The sequence below is a fragment of the Nesterenkonia lutea genome (assembly GCF_014873955.1).
Lineage (GTDB): Bacteria > Actinomycetota > Actinomycetes > Actinomycetales > Micrococcaceae > Nesterenkonia > Nesterenkonia lutea.
Genome location: NZ_JADBED010000001.1, coordinates 1,686,444 through 1,702,058 on the forward strand (window position 1 = coordinate 1,686,444; position 15,615 = coordinate 1,702,058).

Sequence of the window (15,615 nt, forward strand, 5' to 3'; positions counted from 1 at the left end):
GTTACTCCAACTCAGACTCAGCGAGCCAGTTTCAGGCGCGGATCGACAAGGACATAGGCGGTGTCCACCACCAGGTTCGCGATGACGTAGATGAGCGCCACCAGGATCACGACGCCGCAGACCACCGGCAGGTCTCGACCATTGACGGCGTCGACCAGCACTCCGCCCAGGCCGGGCCGGGAGAAGACGTTCTCCGCGATCACGGCCCCGGAGAACAGCGAGCCGATGGCCCAGCCGGTCAGGGTGAGCCCGGGCAGCAGCGCGTGGCGCAGCACGTGCCGGATCCGCACGCCGGCATCGCTCATCCCGCGTGCCCGCGCCGTGAGGACGAAGGGCTCGTCCAGGGTGCGTTCGAACTCAGTGCGCATGGTCTGACCCAGGAAGCCGGCCAGCGGGATGCCCAGGGTCAGCGCGGGCAGCACCAGTCCCAAGAGCCCCTCTCCCCCGACCACCGGGAACACTCCCAGGCCCAGGGCGAAGACCACCAGCAGGATGATGCCCAGCCAGTACTGCGGCAGGGCGGCCGCGGCGGCTTCGAATCCGGAGAACAGCCGGGACACCCAGCCCACGCGACGCGCGGTGAGCACCAGCAGGACCAGCGCCACGACCCACGCGACCGCCAGAGAGGAGAAGGTCAGGATGACGGTGGGCGCGATCTGATCGCCGATGACCGTGGTGACCGGCTGCAGCAGTTGGTAGGAGACGCCGAGGTCCCCGCGGAGCAGGCCGCCCAGGAAGTTCAGGTACTGGAGGAGCAGCGGGTCGGTGAAGCCGAACATCTCATTGATCGGAGCCAGCTCCTCGGCTGAGCGTTCCTGGACCTGGCCGGTCTGCTGGTTCAACAGCATCGTGGCTCGGTCCCCCGGAAGCAGCACCTGCATGAGGAAAGTGAGAGACGCAGCAGCCCAGACGACGACGGCGGCGCCGCCCATTTTGCGCAGGAGCAGGCTGAGGATCAGCGTGGGACGCGTGCGCGGGCGCGGCGATGATGGAATCGGCGGCACGGGGGTGGCCTCGAGCGGTTCCGTGAACACGTTGGAGGGAGTCAGGGTCATGCGTCAGCCCTCTTCTTCTGTGATGGATTCATCAGCGACAGATTCATCAGCGGCGGATTCATCTGTGCCGGATTCTTCGGTGACGAAATAGGCGTCGTGGAAGACCGGGCCACCCTGGGACTCCTCGAGCCAGACGCCGCTGAGCTCCTCAGAGACGGCGATGGTGTTGGTCTGGGTGTAGAGCCCGATGGCGGGGGCGAGCTCGCTGAGCTCGTACTGCGCCTGGGAGAAGTGCTCGGTGACCTCCTCCGATGTCGGGGCCTGCAGCGCCTGTTGGATCGTGGAGAAGACTCCCTGATCTGCCAGGAACGTGGTGTTCGCGCCGTTGGGCGCCTCTTCGGTGCCCGGGCGGTAGTTGATGTTGAGGATGCCGGCATGCGGGCTGGTCCAATAACCGACCTGCGCGTCATAGGCGTCCGGGCCGGAGAAGGCTCCCGAGGAGTTCTCCGAGGGGGTGAGCGGGCGCAGCTGGATGTCGAAGCCGGCGGCGCGCGCCTGCTCCTGGAAGTTCTGGATCGCGGTGTTCCCGTCGGGGGTGACGATGGTGTTCAACCCGTAGGTGAACAGCACCTCCAGGCGTTCCCCGTCCTTGATCCGCGTGCCGTCCTCGGCACGTTCGGTCCAGCCGGCCTCGTCCAGGAGCTCATTGGCACGGTGAAGATCAAAGGGGTACTCGGTGGCCGCGTCGACGTCGTAACCCGGGGTGCTCTGGGACAGATACCCGCTGGGTTCGAAGGGGACCGTGCCCAGGAACGCCGACTCGATGTTGGCTTCCCGATCGGTGGCGAAGCTCAATGCCTGGCGGACCTGCTGATCGGCGAAGACGCCCTTCTCAGTGTTGAGGTTGATCACCACGGGCCGGCCCGGAGTGATGTACTGCTCGAAGTCGAAACGCTCCTTGACCTCGGCGATGTTCACCGCAGGGACCTCCCCGATCACGTCGCTCTCCTCGGAGAGCAGCGAGCCGTAGCGCGAGGTGTTGTCCGGGATGAAGCTCCACCGGATCCCCTCCACATAGGCCGGACCCTGGTGCTTCGCGTTCGCAGGGGCGGAGTTGTAGTCCTCATTGCGGGCGAACTCGAGGTACTGGCCGCTCTCCCAGGCCTGCACGGTGAAGGGACCCGAGCCGATGGGGGCTCTGCAGTTCTCCTCATCGCTGCGGGTCTCCAGTGCGGTGGGCGACTGAATGCCGAAATAGGACTGGGACAAGGTGGAGAGGAAGGGCGAGAACGGGGCGGAGAGCTGGATCTCGACGGTGTGCTCATCCACTGCGGTGGCTTCTTCATAGAAGCCGCCCAGGTGTGCGGCGGCGGTGCCGTTGCCGCCGTCGAGCCAGTAGTCGAAGTTGTGCGCCACGGCCTGGCCGTTGACGGGTGTGCCGTCGGTGAAGGAGACGTCTTCGCGCAGATCCAGCGTCCAGACCAGCTGATCCTCGGAGACCTCCCAGTCGGTGGCGAGCCAGGGGACGATCTCGCCCTCGTCATCCTGAGAGACGAGGGAGTCCAGGATCTGGCGCGCGGTGAAGTTCTCCTGGATCCACCCGCCGAAGACGCACTTGGGCTCTTGGAGGTGCCCGTATTCGATGATGCCGCCGGACTGGGGATCGTCAGTGGACTGCCGGTCCGCGACCTGTTCGGTGCTGACCAGGCCGGAGGTGCCGCTGCATGCGGTGAGTACGGCTGCGCTGAGGAGCGCTGCTGCACCCATGGGAAGTCTGGATCTCCACTTGTTTTTGGGTGCGTTCGGGGAGGGCGGGGTGGTCATGGTGCTCCTTCTCGGAGTGGTTCAGACGGGAGGAATGGTGGTGCGCGAGGCTCAGACGGTGGCGGGGACCGCGGCGAATGCTCCGCGGTAGCGGGCGCCCGGGTGGGTCTCGGGCAGCCGGTCGCGACCGAAGAGCTTCTGCCGCAGCGTGCCCGGGGTGTATTCGCGCTGGGCGAGGCCTCGCTCGCGCAGGACGGGCAGCACCTTGTCGGCGAACTCCTGGAAGGATCCGGGGATCACCCAGTTGACGACGTTCACGCCGTCCACGCCGGCGGCCTGCCACAGTTCCAGCTGATCGGCGATCTGCTCAGGCGTGCCGACGATCCGGTTGTTGCGGTTGGAGCGCCAGGCGATGTCGGCTACCAGAGGTTCACGGTCGGTGATCGTCTTGGACGCCCACTCGGTGAACCCACGCCGGGTGTTGGTCTGCACGTCCTTCAGCGGCGTCTCGGGTGGGTAGACGCGTCCGTCCGGGTCCACCAGGGCCGCGTGCGCGAGGTAGCCGTCCAGCGAGACGTATTCTTCGGCTTCCTTGAGCTTCCGCTGAGCTTCTTCCTCGGTGTCTCCGATGATGAAGCTCAGGCCCTGGAAGAACTTGATATCCCCCGCTGCGCGTCCGGCTTCCACGGCGCGAGCGCGGGTGTCCTCGATCTGGAACCTCGCCGCCTCTGCGTTCGGAGCCCCCAGGAAGACAGCTTCGGCGTTGCGGGCGGCGAAGTCGCGACCCGAGGCGGAAGAGCCGGCCTGGAAGAGGACGGGGGTGCGCTGCGGCGACGGCGAGGGAAGATGCGGGCCCTCCACCGAATAGCGTTCGCCCTGGTGGTAGATCTTGTGCACCTTGTCAGGGTCCGAGTACTGGGATCCCGCACGATCCTTGATCACTGCGTCGTCCTCCCAGGAGCCTTCCCAGAGCTTGTAGGTCACATCGACGTACTCATCGGCCCAGCGGTAGCGCTCGGAGTGCTCGGTGAGTCGAGGCATGCCGTAGTTGCGGGAGCCGTTGTCCTGCATCCCGGTGACGATGTTCCAGGCGATCCGACCCTTGGAGATGTGGTCCAGCGTGGAGATCTGCCGGGCGAACTGGAACGGATGCGACTGGAAGACGTTGGATGTGGTGGCCAGACCGATGTTCTCGGTCACCACGGCCAGGGCGCCCAGCAGCACGGTCGGATCGTTGGACGGGATCTGCAGCCCCTCGTTGAGGTACACCGAGTAGTCCGCGTCGGAGTCGCCGTAGTGGCCCGAGACATCGGCGAAGAACATCGCGTCGAACTTCGCCTCCTCCAGGATCTTGGCCAGGTTGATCCAGGTGTCCACGTCGGTGAACTCCGTCTGCTGCGCATCCTCGCGGCGCCACTGGCCGTGGTGGATGTGACTGTTCGTGTTCATCACGAAGGCATTGAAGTGCAGCGGGGCGCGTGCCGGAGTCTGCTCGGGCATGAAGTGTCCACGTCTCTCTCTGACCGTGGCGCTCCTGGGCCGCTCCGCTGAGAGAGCTGCCGCAGGGGCACCGTACTTGCCCGGGACGGTGTTGACACCGGGCCGAATCATCACCTGGAGCACCCCACTACGGTGAGAGGGTTGCTGTCCGGACAGCCAGGGCTGTCGTCCGGATCTCGTGATTCTGTAGCTCAGCCTAGAGAGTGATCCGCCTGATCACAAGTGGTGAACATAGTTGTTAACATAAAGTGACACATTGCATCATCTTTCGACACAGGGACTCTCCTCTGCGGCTCCACGACCGCGCGAATCGCGCCCACCTGCTCCGGCGGTTCGAAGAGGATCTCGACCCCCGCTGGCTCGTCAGAAACCCGATGTCAGACCACCTCGATTTAAACCTCAATGCTAGGCAGCTGCCACATGTGCGACTTCCCTTAACACCGCCACTTCACCTAGGTTCGAACATATATAGGGCAACAGTCGACAACGGAGTGATGCGCGTGAGCCTGTCCAACACCGATCCGTCACAGTTCAAACACACAGCAGATCCTGAGCAGAATACTCCGCTCTACGGCGCCACGCTGGGCCAAGCCGTGCGGCGGTTCTTCGGCAAGTACGCGCATTTCAAGGGGTACGCCTCGCGCAGCGAATACTGGTGGGTACAGCTCTTCACGAACGTCGTCAGCGGGCTGATCGCGATCCCCTACCTGCGCACATATGATCCTGCGCTGGGCTACTTCGACCTGACTCAGGGCACCGGAAACGTCGAGGGACTCGTCCTCATGAGCGCGCTCGCGGCTTTCATCTGGGGCGTCGTGACGGTCCTTCCGATGCTTGCCCTTAGCTGGCGAAGGCTGCACGACGCAGGACTCCCAGGACCTATGTACTTCCTGTGGCTGATCCCCTTCATCGGCCCGATCATCGTGCTGGTCCTGATGATCCTGCCGACTCGGCCTGAGAAGCACATCCATGCCTGGGAGTACCCGACGGAACCATCGGCCGAGGCACAGAATGTAGGACGTCCCCTCCCCTAGGCTCTCTTCTTCGTCAGTGCGGCCTCACGATTCCAGCAGCCGCTTCCGTTCGGTCTCCACGTCATAGTCCGCCGCGGGCCAGCGCAGGTTCAGATCCGCGAACGCCGCGATGAGCAGCTCCTGCACCGCCAGTCGGGAGTACCACTTGCGGTCTGCGCCGATCACATGCCAGGGCGCGTGGTCGGCGTCGGTGGCTTCCAGCAGATACGCGTGGATCGACTGGTAGAGGGAGAACTGAGCGCGGGAATCGGCGTCGGAGGGGTCGTACTTCCAGTGCTTCTCCTCGCGGTCCAGCCGGGAGATCAGCCGATCCAGCTGCTCCTCCGGGGAGACATGCAGCATGACCTTGATGATCACGAACCCCTGACGAACCAGTTCAAGCTCGAAGAGCTTCAGCGCCTCAGTGCGGCGCTCCAGCTCCTCCGTGCTCTCGCTGCCGGTGATGGTGGGAACCAGCACGTCCTCGTAGTGCGAGCGGTCAAAGACTCCCACATGCCCTGGCCGCGGGAGCCTGCGGATCACGCGCTCCAGGTAGTGCTCGCCGTTCTCCTCGGGGGTGGGCTTGCCGAACCCGGCCACCTCCACGCCCATGGGGTCCATGGAGCTGACCACCTGCTTGACCACTCCACCTTTGCCGGCGGCATCCATGCCCTGCAGGATCAGCAGCACGCGCGGTCCGCGGGCCAGGCCGCTGAGGGCGCTCTCCACCTCGGGAGAGAACAGCTCCTCGCGGCGGGCCTTCTCCTGCGGGGAGCGGCGCGGCACCCGGGCGGCGATCGCCTTGGCCACCTCCCGCTGCTCGGCCTCCGGGGCGGAGACCACGTGGGCCCACATGAGCTCCTGCAGATCAGCCAGCATCTCGGCGCGTTCGGCGAGCGCGTCCTCGCCGTCGTCCTTCTTGCCCTTGAAGCCCACCTTCTTGCGAGTCGGTGCGTCGGGGAGGCTGAACGGGGAGGCGAACTGGCTGACCCGCCAGAGGCTGCGGGGGTCGCCCTCGAACGGGGTCTTCTTCGCACCCTTGGGCCCCCGCACACCGGTCAGCGAAACATCGAGAGGGGCGGGGTTCTGATCATTCTTGGGCAAGGCGTCTCCTTGTGGCGAGTGGTCTGAGGGCAAGTATGTCAGCCGAACTGGCGCGGTGACCTGCGGAGGAAGTCATCGGCGATGTCGTTGAACTGCGACCACTTCACCCCTTCGTGGGAGTTGATGTGCTCGATCAGCCGCTCCAGCATCAGCAGCACCTGCGGACGCCCGGAGACGTCCGGGTGGATGGTGATGGTGAAGACCGCGTAGTCACTCTCCCGGTAGACCCAGTCGAACTGGTCGCGCCAGATCTCCTCGAGCTGGCGCGGGTTCACGAAGCCGTGGCTGTTGGGACTGGACTTGATGAACATCATCGGCGGCAGGTCATCGAGGTACCAGGAGGCCGGGATCTCGACCAGATCGGTCTCCTCCCCCCGGATGAGCGGCTTCATCCAACTGCTGGCAGGCTTGTCGTAGTCGATCTTGGACTGTTCCCAGTTGTCCCCGGCGCGCACGTAGTAGGGCTCGAAGTCCCGGTGCATCAGCGAGTGGTCGTATTTGATGCCCTGTTCCAGCAAGAGCTCATTGGTGATGGCGGAGAACTCCCACCACGGGGCCACATATCCGGTGGGGCGGCGTCCGGCGCGCTTCTCGATCAGGTCGATGCAGTAGGTCAGGATCTCGGTCTCCTGCTCGCGGGTCATCGCGATCGGGTTCTCGTGGCTGTAGCCATGCACCCCGATCTCGTGGCCGGCGGCGACCACCTGGTCAAACTGCTGGGGGAAGGTCTCGATGGAATGTCCGGGCCAGAACCAGGTGGAGGGAAGGTCATACTTCGCCAGCAGCTTGTTCAGCCGGGGCACCCCGACCTCGCCGGCGAACATGCCGCGGGAGATGTCGCCCGGGGAGTCCTCCCCGCCATAGGAGCCCAGCCAGCCGCCGACCGCGTCGACGTCGATACCGAGGGCTACATAGATCTCTTTGGCCATGATGCGCCACCTCTCTTCTGTGTTGTGCGGTTTCTGATTGCGCCAGTGGTCTTCTGCGTCTATCCCGCCGAGGTCAGCCGCGCCGCCAGCAACTCCCGGGCTTCTTCCACCGGGTGGGTGCTGCTCAGCAGCGCCATCAGGATCCTCGCCTGGGTGGCGGGGAGGTCACCGAGCGGCACGGCCCCGGCAGCGACGGCGTCCACTGCGCCCCCTCCCCCGTAGATCACCGCGACAGGTCCGCCCCCGGTGCGCGTGCCCAGGCCCACCAGCACGCCCTGGGCGATGGCCTCTTGGATCGCCTGGACCAGCGCGCTCCCGGGGTTCCCGGCTCCGGCGCCGAGGACGATGACACCGGTGGCACCAGCGTCCACGGCAGCGCGGAGAAGCGTGGCGTCTGCGCCGGGATAGCCCAGCACCATGTCCACCCGCTGGCGCTCAAACTCGTGGTCAGGCAGCGGGAGCGGCTCTGCCCAGAGTGCGCGGGTGAAGAAGCGCGGGCTCAATCCGGTGATGGTGCCCAGCGCTCCGGCGCTGCGGTGTCGGAACGGCTGGGGAGCCAGAGTATGCGCCTTGCGCAGGCCCAGCGCGGCGTGGATCTCCCCACCGAAGACCAGAAGCACCCCCTGCTCCCGCGAGTCCGGGGAGGCGGCGGTGAGGATCGCGTCGCGAAGATTGCGGGGCCCGTCGCTGTCGGGGTGATCGGGGCTTCGCTGGGCTCCGGTGAGCACCACCGGACGGGGATCATCATGGGTGAAGCCCAGCAGCGCGAGCGTCTCTTCCATGGTGTCCGTGCCGTGGGTGACGACGACGCCGTCCACGTCCTCCCGGTGGAGGATCTCTGCGACGGCGTGGGCGATGCGGGAGAGGTCTGCGAAGGCGAAGTTGAACGAGTTCTGTACGCCGAGGTCCTGGGGCTCCAGCGCAATGCCCGGACCGAAGTCGTCGAAGCCGTGCTTGTCCAGGGCCGCGATCAGATCGGCCGCGTTGTCCTTGGCCCGAGATCCACCCTCGGAATGCTGCCGCGAGGAGATGGTCCCACCTGTGGCCAGGACGACGATCCGAGTCATGTCAGCCTCGATTCCGCTGGACGCCTCTTTCGTTTCTGAGTCCATCACAGACTGACGGCCAGGACAACGATCCTTTGTCGATTCCTTCGCACGAGCATCGGTGCCGCCGAGCGTGTCCGTGCTCACACCTAAAGTCATCTCTACTGGCGCAGAACCCGTTTTGTTCTCAGCGTCGGTGCACTGGAACTTCCAGTGAATGACCCGAGGGAAAGGGACACCATGAATCACTCGCACCAGAACGACCATCCCACCGAGCAGCACCAGCCCTACTCCGAACAGTCCGCAGGAGCGGCATGGCAAGAGCCTGTCACTGCAGAGCCCGTTGACCAGTTGAAGAAGAAGCGGCGATGGCCCTGGATGGTCGGACTCTTCGTGGCTCTGTTCGCCGGAGTGGGCATCGGCACCAGCGGCGAGGCCGAGCCGGAGGTCATCACCGAGACGGAGACGGAGACCGTCACCGAAGAGGTGGAGGTCGAGCCGGCGGATCTTCAGGAGCGCCGCGACGAGATCACCGAGGACGAGGAGGCCCTGGAGGCTCGAACCGCAGAGCTCGATGACCGTGAAGCAGCTCTCGACGAGCGCGAAGAAGAACTGGCGTCCCAGGCTCAGGAGGCGGCTGAGACCGAGGAAGCGGTCCAGGAGGAGGAGCAGGCATCCAGCTCTGGCTCGATCCCCGGATCGGGCACCTTCATCGTCGGTGAAGACATCCAGCCCGGCACCTATCGCACCGACGGCGGGTCAGGCTACTGCTATTGGGCACGCCTCTCCGGGCTCAGCGGCGAGTTCGGAGACATCATCACGAATGGTCTTCCCGATGGTCAGGGGTTCGTGACCATCGCCGAGACCGACGTCGCGTTCGAGACCAGTGACTGCGGCGAATGGACGGCTCAATAGACCGTCGCCGGGAGGAGGGGGTGCGTGAGCTGTCCGAGTCGCTTCGGACTGGCCCTTGCGCAGCCTCTCCCCTCCGTCTGAACGGCGTCGGCGTCGACGTCGACCGTCTAGAACAGGTCGGCGAGCCGCCCACCGCCGAGCAGGCCCGGCAGGATGGTCGGCAGCGACCCAGGCCAGAACTGGGTGGGCGAGAAGATGCCCAGCAGCACCAGCAGCACACCCATGAAGACAGCGACGTAGATTCCTGCGCGCCACTTGTCGGGGTCGAAGCTGCGCACATAGGCCGCGATCAGGAAAGGCATCGCGAGGAAGCCGATCACCACGGTGCCCACGATGAATCCGATGAGCCAGATCAAGATCTTGACGTGCTTCTTGAAGTCGCTGAAGGAGACGCTGGGACCTTCCGGCGGCTTCACGGTCTTGGCACCGGACGCCTGCACCTTGGGACGGAGCACGGGAAGCAGCTCGCCGATGAGCACCAGCACGAGGAAGCCGAGCATGAGGCAGGAGACGATCATGGGGAACAGACCCATATCGTCCTCATACTGCATGGAAGCCACCAGGAAGGCGGCCGCGAGCAGCAGCAGAGCCGTGGCGAAACCGACGCCGATCAGCCGCCAGCGCAGCGCCAGTTTCGCGCTGTTCTCCGCGGTGACGAGTTCATCCTCGGTGGGTGCTGGATCGGCCGAGGTTGCGCCCTGGGTCATCGTGGCACCTTCGGAAGGTTCCGGGGAGACGCCCGGCCCGTGGACCGGTGAGCCGCCGGACCCACCCCGCGCGGGGGTCAGGCTGCTGACGGCCTCGCCGCCGCGGAAGGGGCCGGCGTCGTCGTCGGTCTTTCTCTTCCGACCCGAGATGCCCACCAGTACGAACGAGGCGACCATGGCGATGATCAGGGTCCAGACGATCCAGCCGTCGAAGAGGGCCAGGTAGTTGCCCTGGGACATGGTCACGCTCTGCACGAAGGTGCGCTCGGCCTCGACGCCCAACAGATATCCCAGGATGAGGCTGATCGCGGGGTAGTTGAACAGCCCCATCCCATAGGCGACGAAGGCCGCCACAAAGACGATGCTGAGGTCCCACACGTTGCCGCGGTAGAGGTAGGCACCGATCAGGGCGCAGACGATCACGACGGGCACCAGGAAGGCGGTGCTGATTCCGGTCACCCGGGTCACCAGCGGACCCGCTGCGGCACCCATGGCCACCACGGCGATCTGACCGAGCACCAGGGCGAGCACGATGATCATGACCAGGTCAAGATCATAGGAGAACAGCGTGCTTCCCAGCGGGACGCCATGCATCAGAAGGGCACCCAGCAGGACGGCGGTGTTCGGGTCACCGGGGATGCCGAAGGCCAGCGTCGGCATGAGCGCGCCGCCGTCCTTGCCGTTGTTGGCGGTCTCCGAGGCGATGACGCCCTTGGGTGCGAAGTCATCGTCGCCGGGCTTGTCGCGGTGGAGGTTCCTGGCGACCAGGTGGCTGATGAAGCTGGAGGTGGCTCCGCCGATGGCGGGGATGATGCCCAGGCCCACACCGATCAGCGAGCTGCGGATGGTGACCACGGGGCGGCGGACCACGTCCATGACGCCCTGCCGCGCCTGGCGTCCGTAGTTCTTCGTATCCACCACGGCTGCACTGGCGACGCTCTCGTCCACCACGGTGCGCCGGGCACCCAGCATGATCATGGGCACGATGGCGAAGACGCCGACCAGCAGCGCGGCCATCGGGACGCCGTCGTAGAGAAAGTCCATCCCGCCGGTGAAGCGCTCACCCGGGAAGACGTAGTTGCGACCCACGAAGGCCAGCAGCAGGCCGAATGCGCCTGCCGCCAGACCCTTGAGGGTGTTGCCCTTCGAGGCCAGTGCGATCATGGCGATGCCGAAGATGACCAGCCAGAAGGTCTCCTTGGCCCCGAAGGCGGAGATCACGATCGGGATGACCGGGATCACCGCGAACAGGACGAGCGCTCCGATGACCGCCCCAGCGATGCAGGACGCCCCGGAGATGAAGATCGCTCGGACAGCCTCACCTCGCAGCGCCATGGGGTGGCCATCGAAGGTCGTCACGACATTCGCCGGGGTGCCCGGCGTATTGATCAGGATCGCCGGAAGGGCACCCCCGAACGATGCCGCAGACATGATCGAGACGAACATCAGGATCGCCAGGTGGGGATCCATCCCGTAGGTGAACGGGAGCAGCAGGATCATCGCCTGGCTCGCCCCCAGGCCGGGAAGGATCCCGAAGATCAGCCCGACGAACGCGCCCAGGAGAATCATCAGGATCCCCATCGGGGTGCCGATGAGCTCCAGGGCGATTCCTAATGCCTCTACCATCTGATGTCCATTTCCGATCTATGTTCTACGACTGATTCGATACGCGCGAAGGCGCGGAGTGCTACTGACCGCCAGCTTCCAGCTGCTGCTGCAGGTCCTCGACTCCGAACTCCTCGTACTGGTCGATGACGTTCTGCACGTACTCGGAGGTCGTCTCGCGACCGATGCGCTCGGCGAGCATGGACTCCTCCATGTAGTTCTCCTCGAGCTGCGTCTGGAACTCCTCATTCTCCTCGATCAGACCGCGCACCGTATCGGCGAGCATGTCCACGGTCTCCTCATCGGTGCCGGGAGTCGTGCCGATCGGGAAGCCGAGCTGGAAGATGTCCAAGACGGGCATGTCAACGCCGAACTGCTCCTCCACGTCGGTGAACGTGGCAGCATCGGGCTGCAGCGGGTGGGGCTCTTCGGAGGCCACCAGCAGCGCGCGGAAGTCCTGGTCTGTGCCGCCGCGCAGCATCTGTGCGGCATCGCGGCCGACCAGGTGCTGCTCGCCGGTGAGCACGCCGGACTGCGCCGCGCCGGGGTCGAAGCCGGGAGTGAAGATGAACTCGGTGTCCAGCGCGTCGAACACGGTCAGCGCGAAGGGGTTCACCGGGCTCTCGTAGCCGCTGTCGCCGTAGCGGACGGGCTCGGCGTCGACCAGGTCATCGAGAGTCTCGATGTCACTGTCGGCAGCTGTGTAGAAGGTGTAGGGCTCTTCGACCAGGGTGCCGAACCACTCGAACTCGTCATATGGGGTGTCAAGGTTGCCCAGAGCGTTGTGGATGCCCATGGTGCCGTGGACACCGATGAACAAGGTGTGGCCGTCCGGCTCGGCGTTCGCGACTTCGTTGTACGCGGCCGACTGGTTGGCGCCTGGGACGTTGTCGACGACGACAGACTCATCCCATTCTTCCTGCAGGTAGGGGGCGAGCAGGCGTGCCAGCTCATCCATGGTGGAACCCGGACCGGAGCCGACGACGATGCGAACGTTGCCGTTCGGGAAGTCCTCGCCTCCGGCGTCGCCGCCTTCAGTCTCTGCGTCGCCGTTGCCGCAGGCAGCGAGTGCGCCGATGGCAAGCGATGCGGTGGTGATGTGTGCAAGTTTTTTGATTCTCATAATCCCTCGATCACGTGGAGTGTGCGCTGTGCGAACATTGTTTCCTTCTGCGAACATGTAATGACTATCACAGTGCAAAAAGGCTGGACAAACCTTGGCAGAATGTGCCAAGTGCGCCGATCTGGACGGCAAGCGGACTCATCCAGAACGGGTCCGTGCGTCTCTCCGGGCCTCACCTGGGGCGACGCGCGACTCGCCCGGCCAGCACCTATACTTGCGGCTGTCCCCCAGATGCAGAGGTGATCTATGACACACTCTTCCGCGAGCCCCTCAGAGACCCCGCGCCCCGCCCATCCCTCTGCCTCGGCGCTGAGCAGGTTTTCCACGACAGGGGCCCCCGTCAGTGACCGGATCACGCTGTGGGAGGAGTACAACGAGCAGGAGCTGTTCGGCCTGCGGTGCACCACCCTCTCGGACCGCTCCATCATGGCGACGCAGGTCAATCTCGAGATGGACCGCATCCGGCTCGCCCACATCCAGGGCAATGAGCATGTGATCGAGCGCAGCGCCTCCAGCATCCGCAGCCACCCCGTGGATTCGGTCATGCTCTGCCTGCTGCTCCAGGGCAGCGCCTTTCTCTACCATGGTGACGGCTGCGAGACGCTCAGCGCAGGTGACGCAGTGGTCTACGACGCAAACCGTCCGTTCATGTACGGCTTCGCCTCTGACATGCGTCAAGTCATCGTCGAAGTTCCACGAGAACTGGCGAGCCCGCACTCTGGCCAGGCCGACCAGTACCGGCCCAAGGTCCTGCGCATCGGCGACTCCGCCGCCGCCACGCAGGCCAAGCTTGCCGCCCACTCGGCGCTGATGGCGTTCCAACAGGGCGAGAATGCGAGCCCCGACGCCGAAGAGGTTCTCCTGGACGCGTTCCACCTGCTGACCGGCAGTCGGGAGCAGGCCGGGGCGCGGGCCTATCTGAACCTGGCGCAGGCCTGCATCAACTCCCGGCTCACTGAGGAACTCAGCGTGGACCGCGTGGCGCGCGAGGTCGGAATCAGCCCCCGTCACCTGAACCGCCTCTTCACCGAGGAAGGCACGACGCCGGGACGCTTCATCACCACGCAGCGGATGAACCTCGCGGCGCAGCTGCTCCGCGATCCCGCGAGGATGGACCTCTCGATCGCGCAGATCGGCGCACGGGCGGGACTGCCTGAACCCACCCAGTTCAGTCGAGCCTTCAAGCGACACTTCGGAATGAGTCCCCGCGAGTACCGCAGCACTTCGGACTGAGCCCCGAAGACATCTGCGGGGTGGAGCGCCTGCGGCGGGGCTGACGCGCCGGCTGCCGTTCGCGGTCACTTCTCCCCGGCGGACACCGAACTTGACCGATTCGGACGTTCCTTTGGGACGCGGCTGTGCCGCGGATCACCATGAGGGGAGCTCATGGCTGCTCCGCGGCAGCCTCCGACTCCAGAGAGGTCTCCCCGATGTCCGACGCCCCCACCCAGAACCGCCTTCTTGAAGATGCCCGCTGGGACAGCACGATCTACACCGGTGAATGGCAGACCGGTGGCGGGGAGCTCATCCCGATCACCGAGCCCGCCACCGGAGCCAGCCTCGGCACCGCGGGCAGCGCCTCCCCGGAGGACGTGACCCGTTCCGCCACCTCCGCAGCCGCCGCGCAGAAGAAGTGGGCCTCCTGGAAGCCCTCCGAGCGCGCGGCGGTGATGCGCCGGGCTGGCCTGCTCTTCGAACAGCACGCCCAGGAAATCGAGTCCTGGGTGATCCGGGAGACCGGAGCCATTCCGCCCAAAGCCGGTCTGGAGACGCACGTCGCCGCCCAGGAGTGCTACGAGGCCGCGGCCCTGTGCACCACGCCCCACGGCGAGGTGCTCACCTCGGATGAGGCGCACTGGTCCTTCGCGCGACGCCGCCCGGCGGGCGTCGTCTCCGTGATCTCGCCGTTCAACTTCCCGCTGATCCTCTCCATCCGCTCCGTGGCCCCCGCGCTGGGCCTGGGCAACGCGGTGCTGCTGAAGCCGGATCCACGCACCACGGTCTCCGGCGGCGTCTCCATCACCCGCATCTTTGAGGAGGCCGGGCTCCCCGCCGGCCTGCTGCACCTGCTCCCCGGCGGCGGTGACATCGGCAAGGCCCTCACCGAGGCGCCCGAGGTGCGGATCATCTCCTTCACCGGCTCCACGCCGGCAGGCCGCAAGGTCGGTGAGACCGCGGGTCGCCTGCTCAAGCGGGCCCACCTGGAGCTCGGCGGCAACAACGCGCTGGTCGTGCTGCCTGGTGCAGATCTGGATCTTGCGGCCTCGGCGGGCGCCTTCGGATCCTTCATGCACCAGGGGCAGATCTGCATGACCACCGGACGCCACCTGGTCCACGAGTCCATCAAGGACGAATACGTCGCCAAGCTCGCCGAGAAGGCCAGGAACCTTCCGGTGGGCAACCCGGCGGAAGAGGGCATCGCGATCGGCCCGATCATCGACGCGACCCAGCGCGACCGCATCCACTCGATCGTCCAGGACTCCGTGGCCCGGGGCGGCACAGTGGAGGCTGGCGGAGAGTTCAGCGACCTCTTCTACTCCCCCACGGTGATCTCCGGGATCACCCCGGAGAACCCCGCCTGGGGCGAGGAGATCTTCGGGCCGGTGGCTCCGGTGCTGTCCTTCTCAACTATCGAGGAGGCCGTGGAGATCATCAACAACAACGAATACGGACTCTCCGTGGGCGTGCTCGGCGAGGTGGGCGAGGCCATGAAGGTGGCTGACCTGGTCGAATCCGGGAAGGTCCACATCAATGAGCAGACCGTGGGCGACGAGGCCAACGCACCCTTCGGCGGAGTCGGCGCCTCAGGCACCGGTTCGCGCTTCGGCGGCGCGACCGCGAACATCGAGGCGTTCACCGAGACCCAGTGGCTGACCATGCGCTCGGAGATCGCGCCCTACCCGTTCTAGGGCTT

General features: G+C 65.6%; 12 protein-coding genes and 1 riboswitch. Of the genes, 4 read left to right on the forward strand and 8 right to left on the reverse strand.

Annotated features, from left to right (window positions below; translation table 11 throughout):
* Nucleotides 1–17: 17 nt before the first annotated feature.
* The 3 genes from H4W27_RS07710 to H4W27_RS07720 form a co-directional block, all read right to left on the reverse strand.
* Entirely contained in the window at nt 18–1,055 is a 1,038-nt protein-coding gene (locus tag H4W27_RS07710) for an ABC transporter permease (RefSeq protein WP_225939046.1), read from the reverse strand.
* Between the two features lie 3 nt (nt 1,056–1,058).
* A complete protein-coding gene (locus H4W27_RS07715; protein WP_192595412.1) occupies nt 1,059–2,762 on the reverse strand; it encodes an ABC transporter substrate-binding protein in 1,704 nt (567 codons plus the stop codon).
* Nucleotides 2,763–2,870: 108 nt separating this feature from the next.
* Nucleotides 2,871–4,259 (reverse strand): LLM class flavin-dependent oxidoreductase, encoded by a 1,389-nt coding sequence (locus H4W27_RS07720; RefSeq protein WP_192595413.1) that lies wholly within the window; start codon nt 4,257–4,259, stop codon nt 2,871–2,873.
* A 67-nt stretch (nt 4,260–4,326) separates the two neighbouring features.
* A riboswitch (SAM riboswitch) is annotated at nt 4,327–4,443 on the reverse strand.
* Between the two features lie 316 nt (nt 4,444–4,759).
* Between H4W27_RS07720 and H4W27_RS07725 the strand changes: the two genes are divergently transcribed.
* The gene (locus tag H4W27_RS07725; protein ID WP_192595414.1) at nt 4,760–5,293 is read left to right on the forward strand and encodes a DUF805 domain-containing protein; all 534 of its coding nucleotides are present in this window, start codon (nt 4,760–4,762) and stop codon (nt 5,291–5,293) included.
* 24 nt (nt 5,294–5,317) lie between these two features.
* Here H4W27_RS07725 and H4W27_RS07730 read toward each other — a convergent pair whose 3' ends face one another.
* From H4W27_RS07730 to H4W27_RS07740, 3 genes are read right to left on the reverse strand one after another with little or no spacing between them, the layout of a single operon-like run.
* Nucleotides 5,318–6,376, reverse strand: a complete 1,059-nt coding sequence (locus H4W27_RS07730; protein ID WP_192595415.1) for a PPK2 family polyphosphate kinase — start codon at nt 6,374–6,376, stop codon at nt 5,318–5,320.
* Nucleotides 6,377–6,414: 38 nt separating this feature from the next.
* The gene (locus H4W27_RS07735; protein WP_192595416.1) at nt 6,415–7,305 is read right to left on the reverse strand and encodes a polysaccharide deacetylase family protein; all 891 of its coding nucleotides are present in this window, start codon (nt 7,303–7,305) and stop codon (nt 6,415–6,417) included.
* A 59-nt stretch (nt 7,306–7,364) separates the two neighbouring features.
* A complete protein-coding gene (locus tag H4W27_RS07740; RefSeq protein WP_225939047.1) occupies nt 7,365–8,417 on the reverse strand; it encodes an asparaginase in 1,053 nt (350 codons plus the stop codon).
* Nucleotides 8,418–8,591: 174 nt separating this feature from the next.
* On the opposite strand from H4W27_RS07740, the gene H4W27_RS07745 reads away from it, so the two are divergent.
* Complete coding sequence (locus H4W27_RS07745; protein WP_192595418.1) at nt 8,592–9,266, forward strand: hypothetical protein; 675 nt, start codon at nt 8,592–8,594, stop codon at nt 9,264–9,266.
* Between the two features lie 107 nt (nt 9,267–9,373).
* On the opposite strand, the gene H4W27_RS07750 is transcribed toward H4W27_RS07745, so the two are convergent.
* Entirely contained in the window at nt 9,374–11,599 is a 2,226-nt protein-coding gene (locus H4W27_RS07750) for a tripartite tricarboxylate transporter permease (RefSeq protein WP_192595419.1), read from the reverse strand.
* A 61-nt stretch (nt 11,600–11,660) separates the two neighbouring features.
* Nucleotides 11,661–12,701, reverse strand: coding sequence for a tripartite tricarboxylate transporter substrate-binding protein (locus H4W27_RS07755; protein ID WP_192595420.1), 1,041 nt, complete (start codon nt 12,699–12,701; stop codon nt 11,661–11,663).
* A gap of 246 nt (nt 12,702–12,947) precedes the next feature.
* Here H4W27_RS07755 and H4W27_RS07760 point away from each other — a divergent pair, with 246 nt between their 5' ends.
* Together H4W27_RS07760 and H4W27_RS07765 are read left to right on the forward strand one after the other, a co-directional pair.
* A complete protein-coding gene (locus H4W27_RS07760) occupies nt 12,948–13,934 on the forward strand; it encodes a helix-turn-helix domain-containing protein (RefSeq protein WP_192595421.1) in 987 nt (328 codons plus the stop codon).
* Between the two features lie 197 nt (nt 13,935–14,131).
* A complete protein-coding gene (locus H4W27_RS07765) occupies nt 14,132–15,610 on the forward strand; it encodes a benzaldehyde dehydrogenase (RefSeq protein WP_192595422.1) in 1,479 nt (492 codons plus the stop codon).
* The last annotated feature ends 5 nt before the right edge of the window (nt 15,611–15,615 follow it).

Bases quoted from the DNA above. Each gene is read 5' to 3' on its own strand.
- H4W27_RS07720 (WP_192595413.1), bottom strand. From the start codon at position 4,259: ATGCCCGAGCAGACTCCGGCACGCGCCCCGCTGCACTTCAATGCCTTC.
- H4W27_RS07715 (WP_192595412.1), bottom strand. From the start codon at position 2,762: ATGGGTGCAGCAGCGCTCCTCAGCGCAGCCGTACTCACCGCATGCAGC.
- H4W27_RS07745 (WP_192595418.1), top strand. From the start codon at position 8,592: ATGAATCACTCGCACCAGAACGACCATCCCACCGAGCAGCACCAGCCC.
- H4W27_RS07760 (WP_192595421.1), top strand. From the start codon at position 12,948: ATGACACACTCTTCCGCGAGCCCCTCAGAGACCCCGCGCCCCGCCCAT.
- H4W27_RS07735 (WP_192595416.1), bottom strand. From the start codon at position 7,305: ATGGCCAAAGAGATCTATGTAGCCCTCGGTATCGACGTCGACGCGGTC.
- H4W27_RS07755 (WP_192595420.1), bottom strand. From the start codon at position 12,701: ATGAGAATCAAAAAACTTGCACACATCACCACCGCATCGCTTGCCATC.
- H4W27_RS07750 (WP_192595419.1), bottom strand. From the start codon at position 11,599: ATGGTAGAGGCATTAGGAATCGCCCTGGAGCTCATCGGCACCCCGATG.
- H4W27_RS07765 (WP_192595422.1), top strand. From the start codon at position 14,132: ATGTCCGACGCCCCCACCCAGAACCGCCTTCTTGAAGATGCCCGCTGG.
- H4W27_RS07740 (WP_225939047.1), bottom strand. From the start codon at position 8,417: ATGGACTCAGAAACGAAAGAGGCGTCCAGCGGAATCGAGGCTGACATG.
- H4W27_RS07710 (WP_225939046.1), bottom strand. From the start codon at position 1,055: ATGACCCTGACTCCCTCCAACGTGTTCACGGAACCGCTCGAGGCCACC.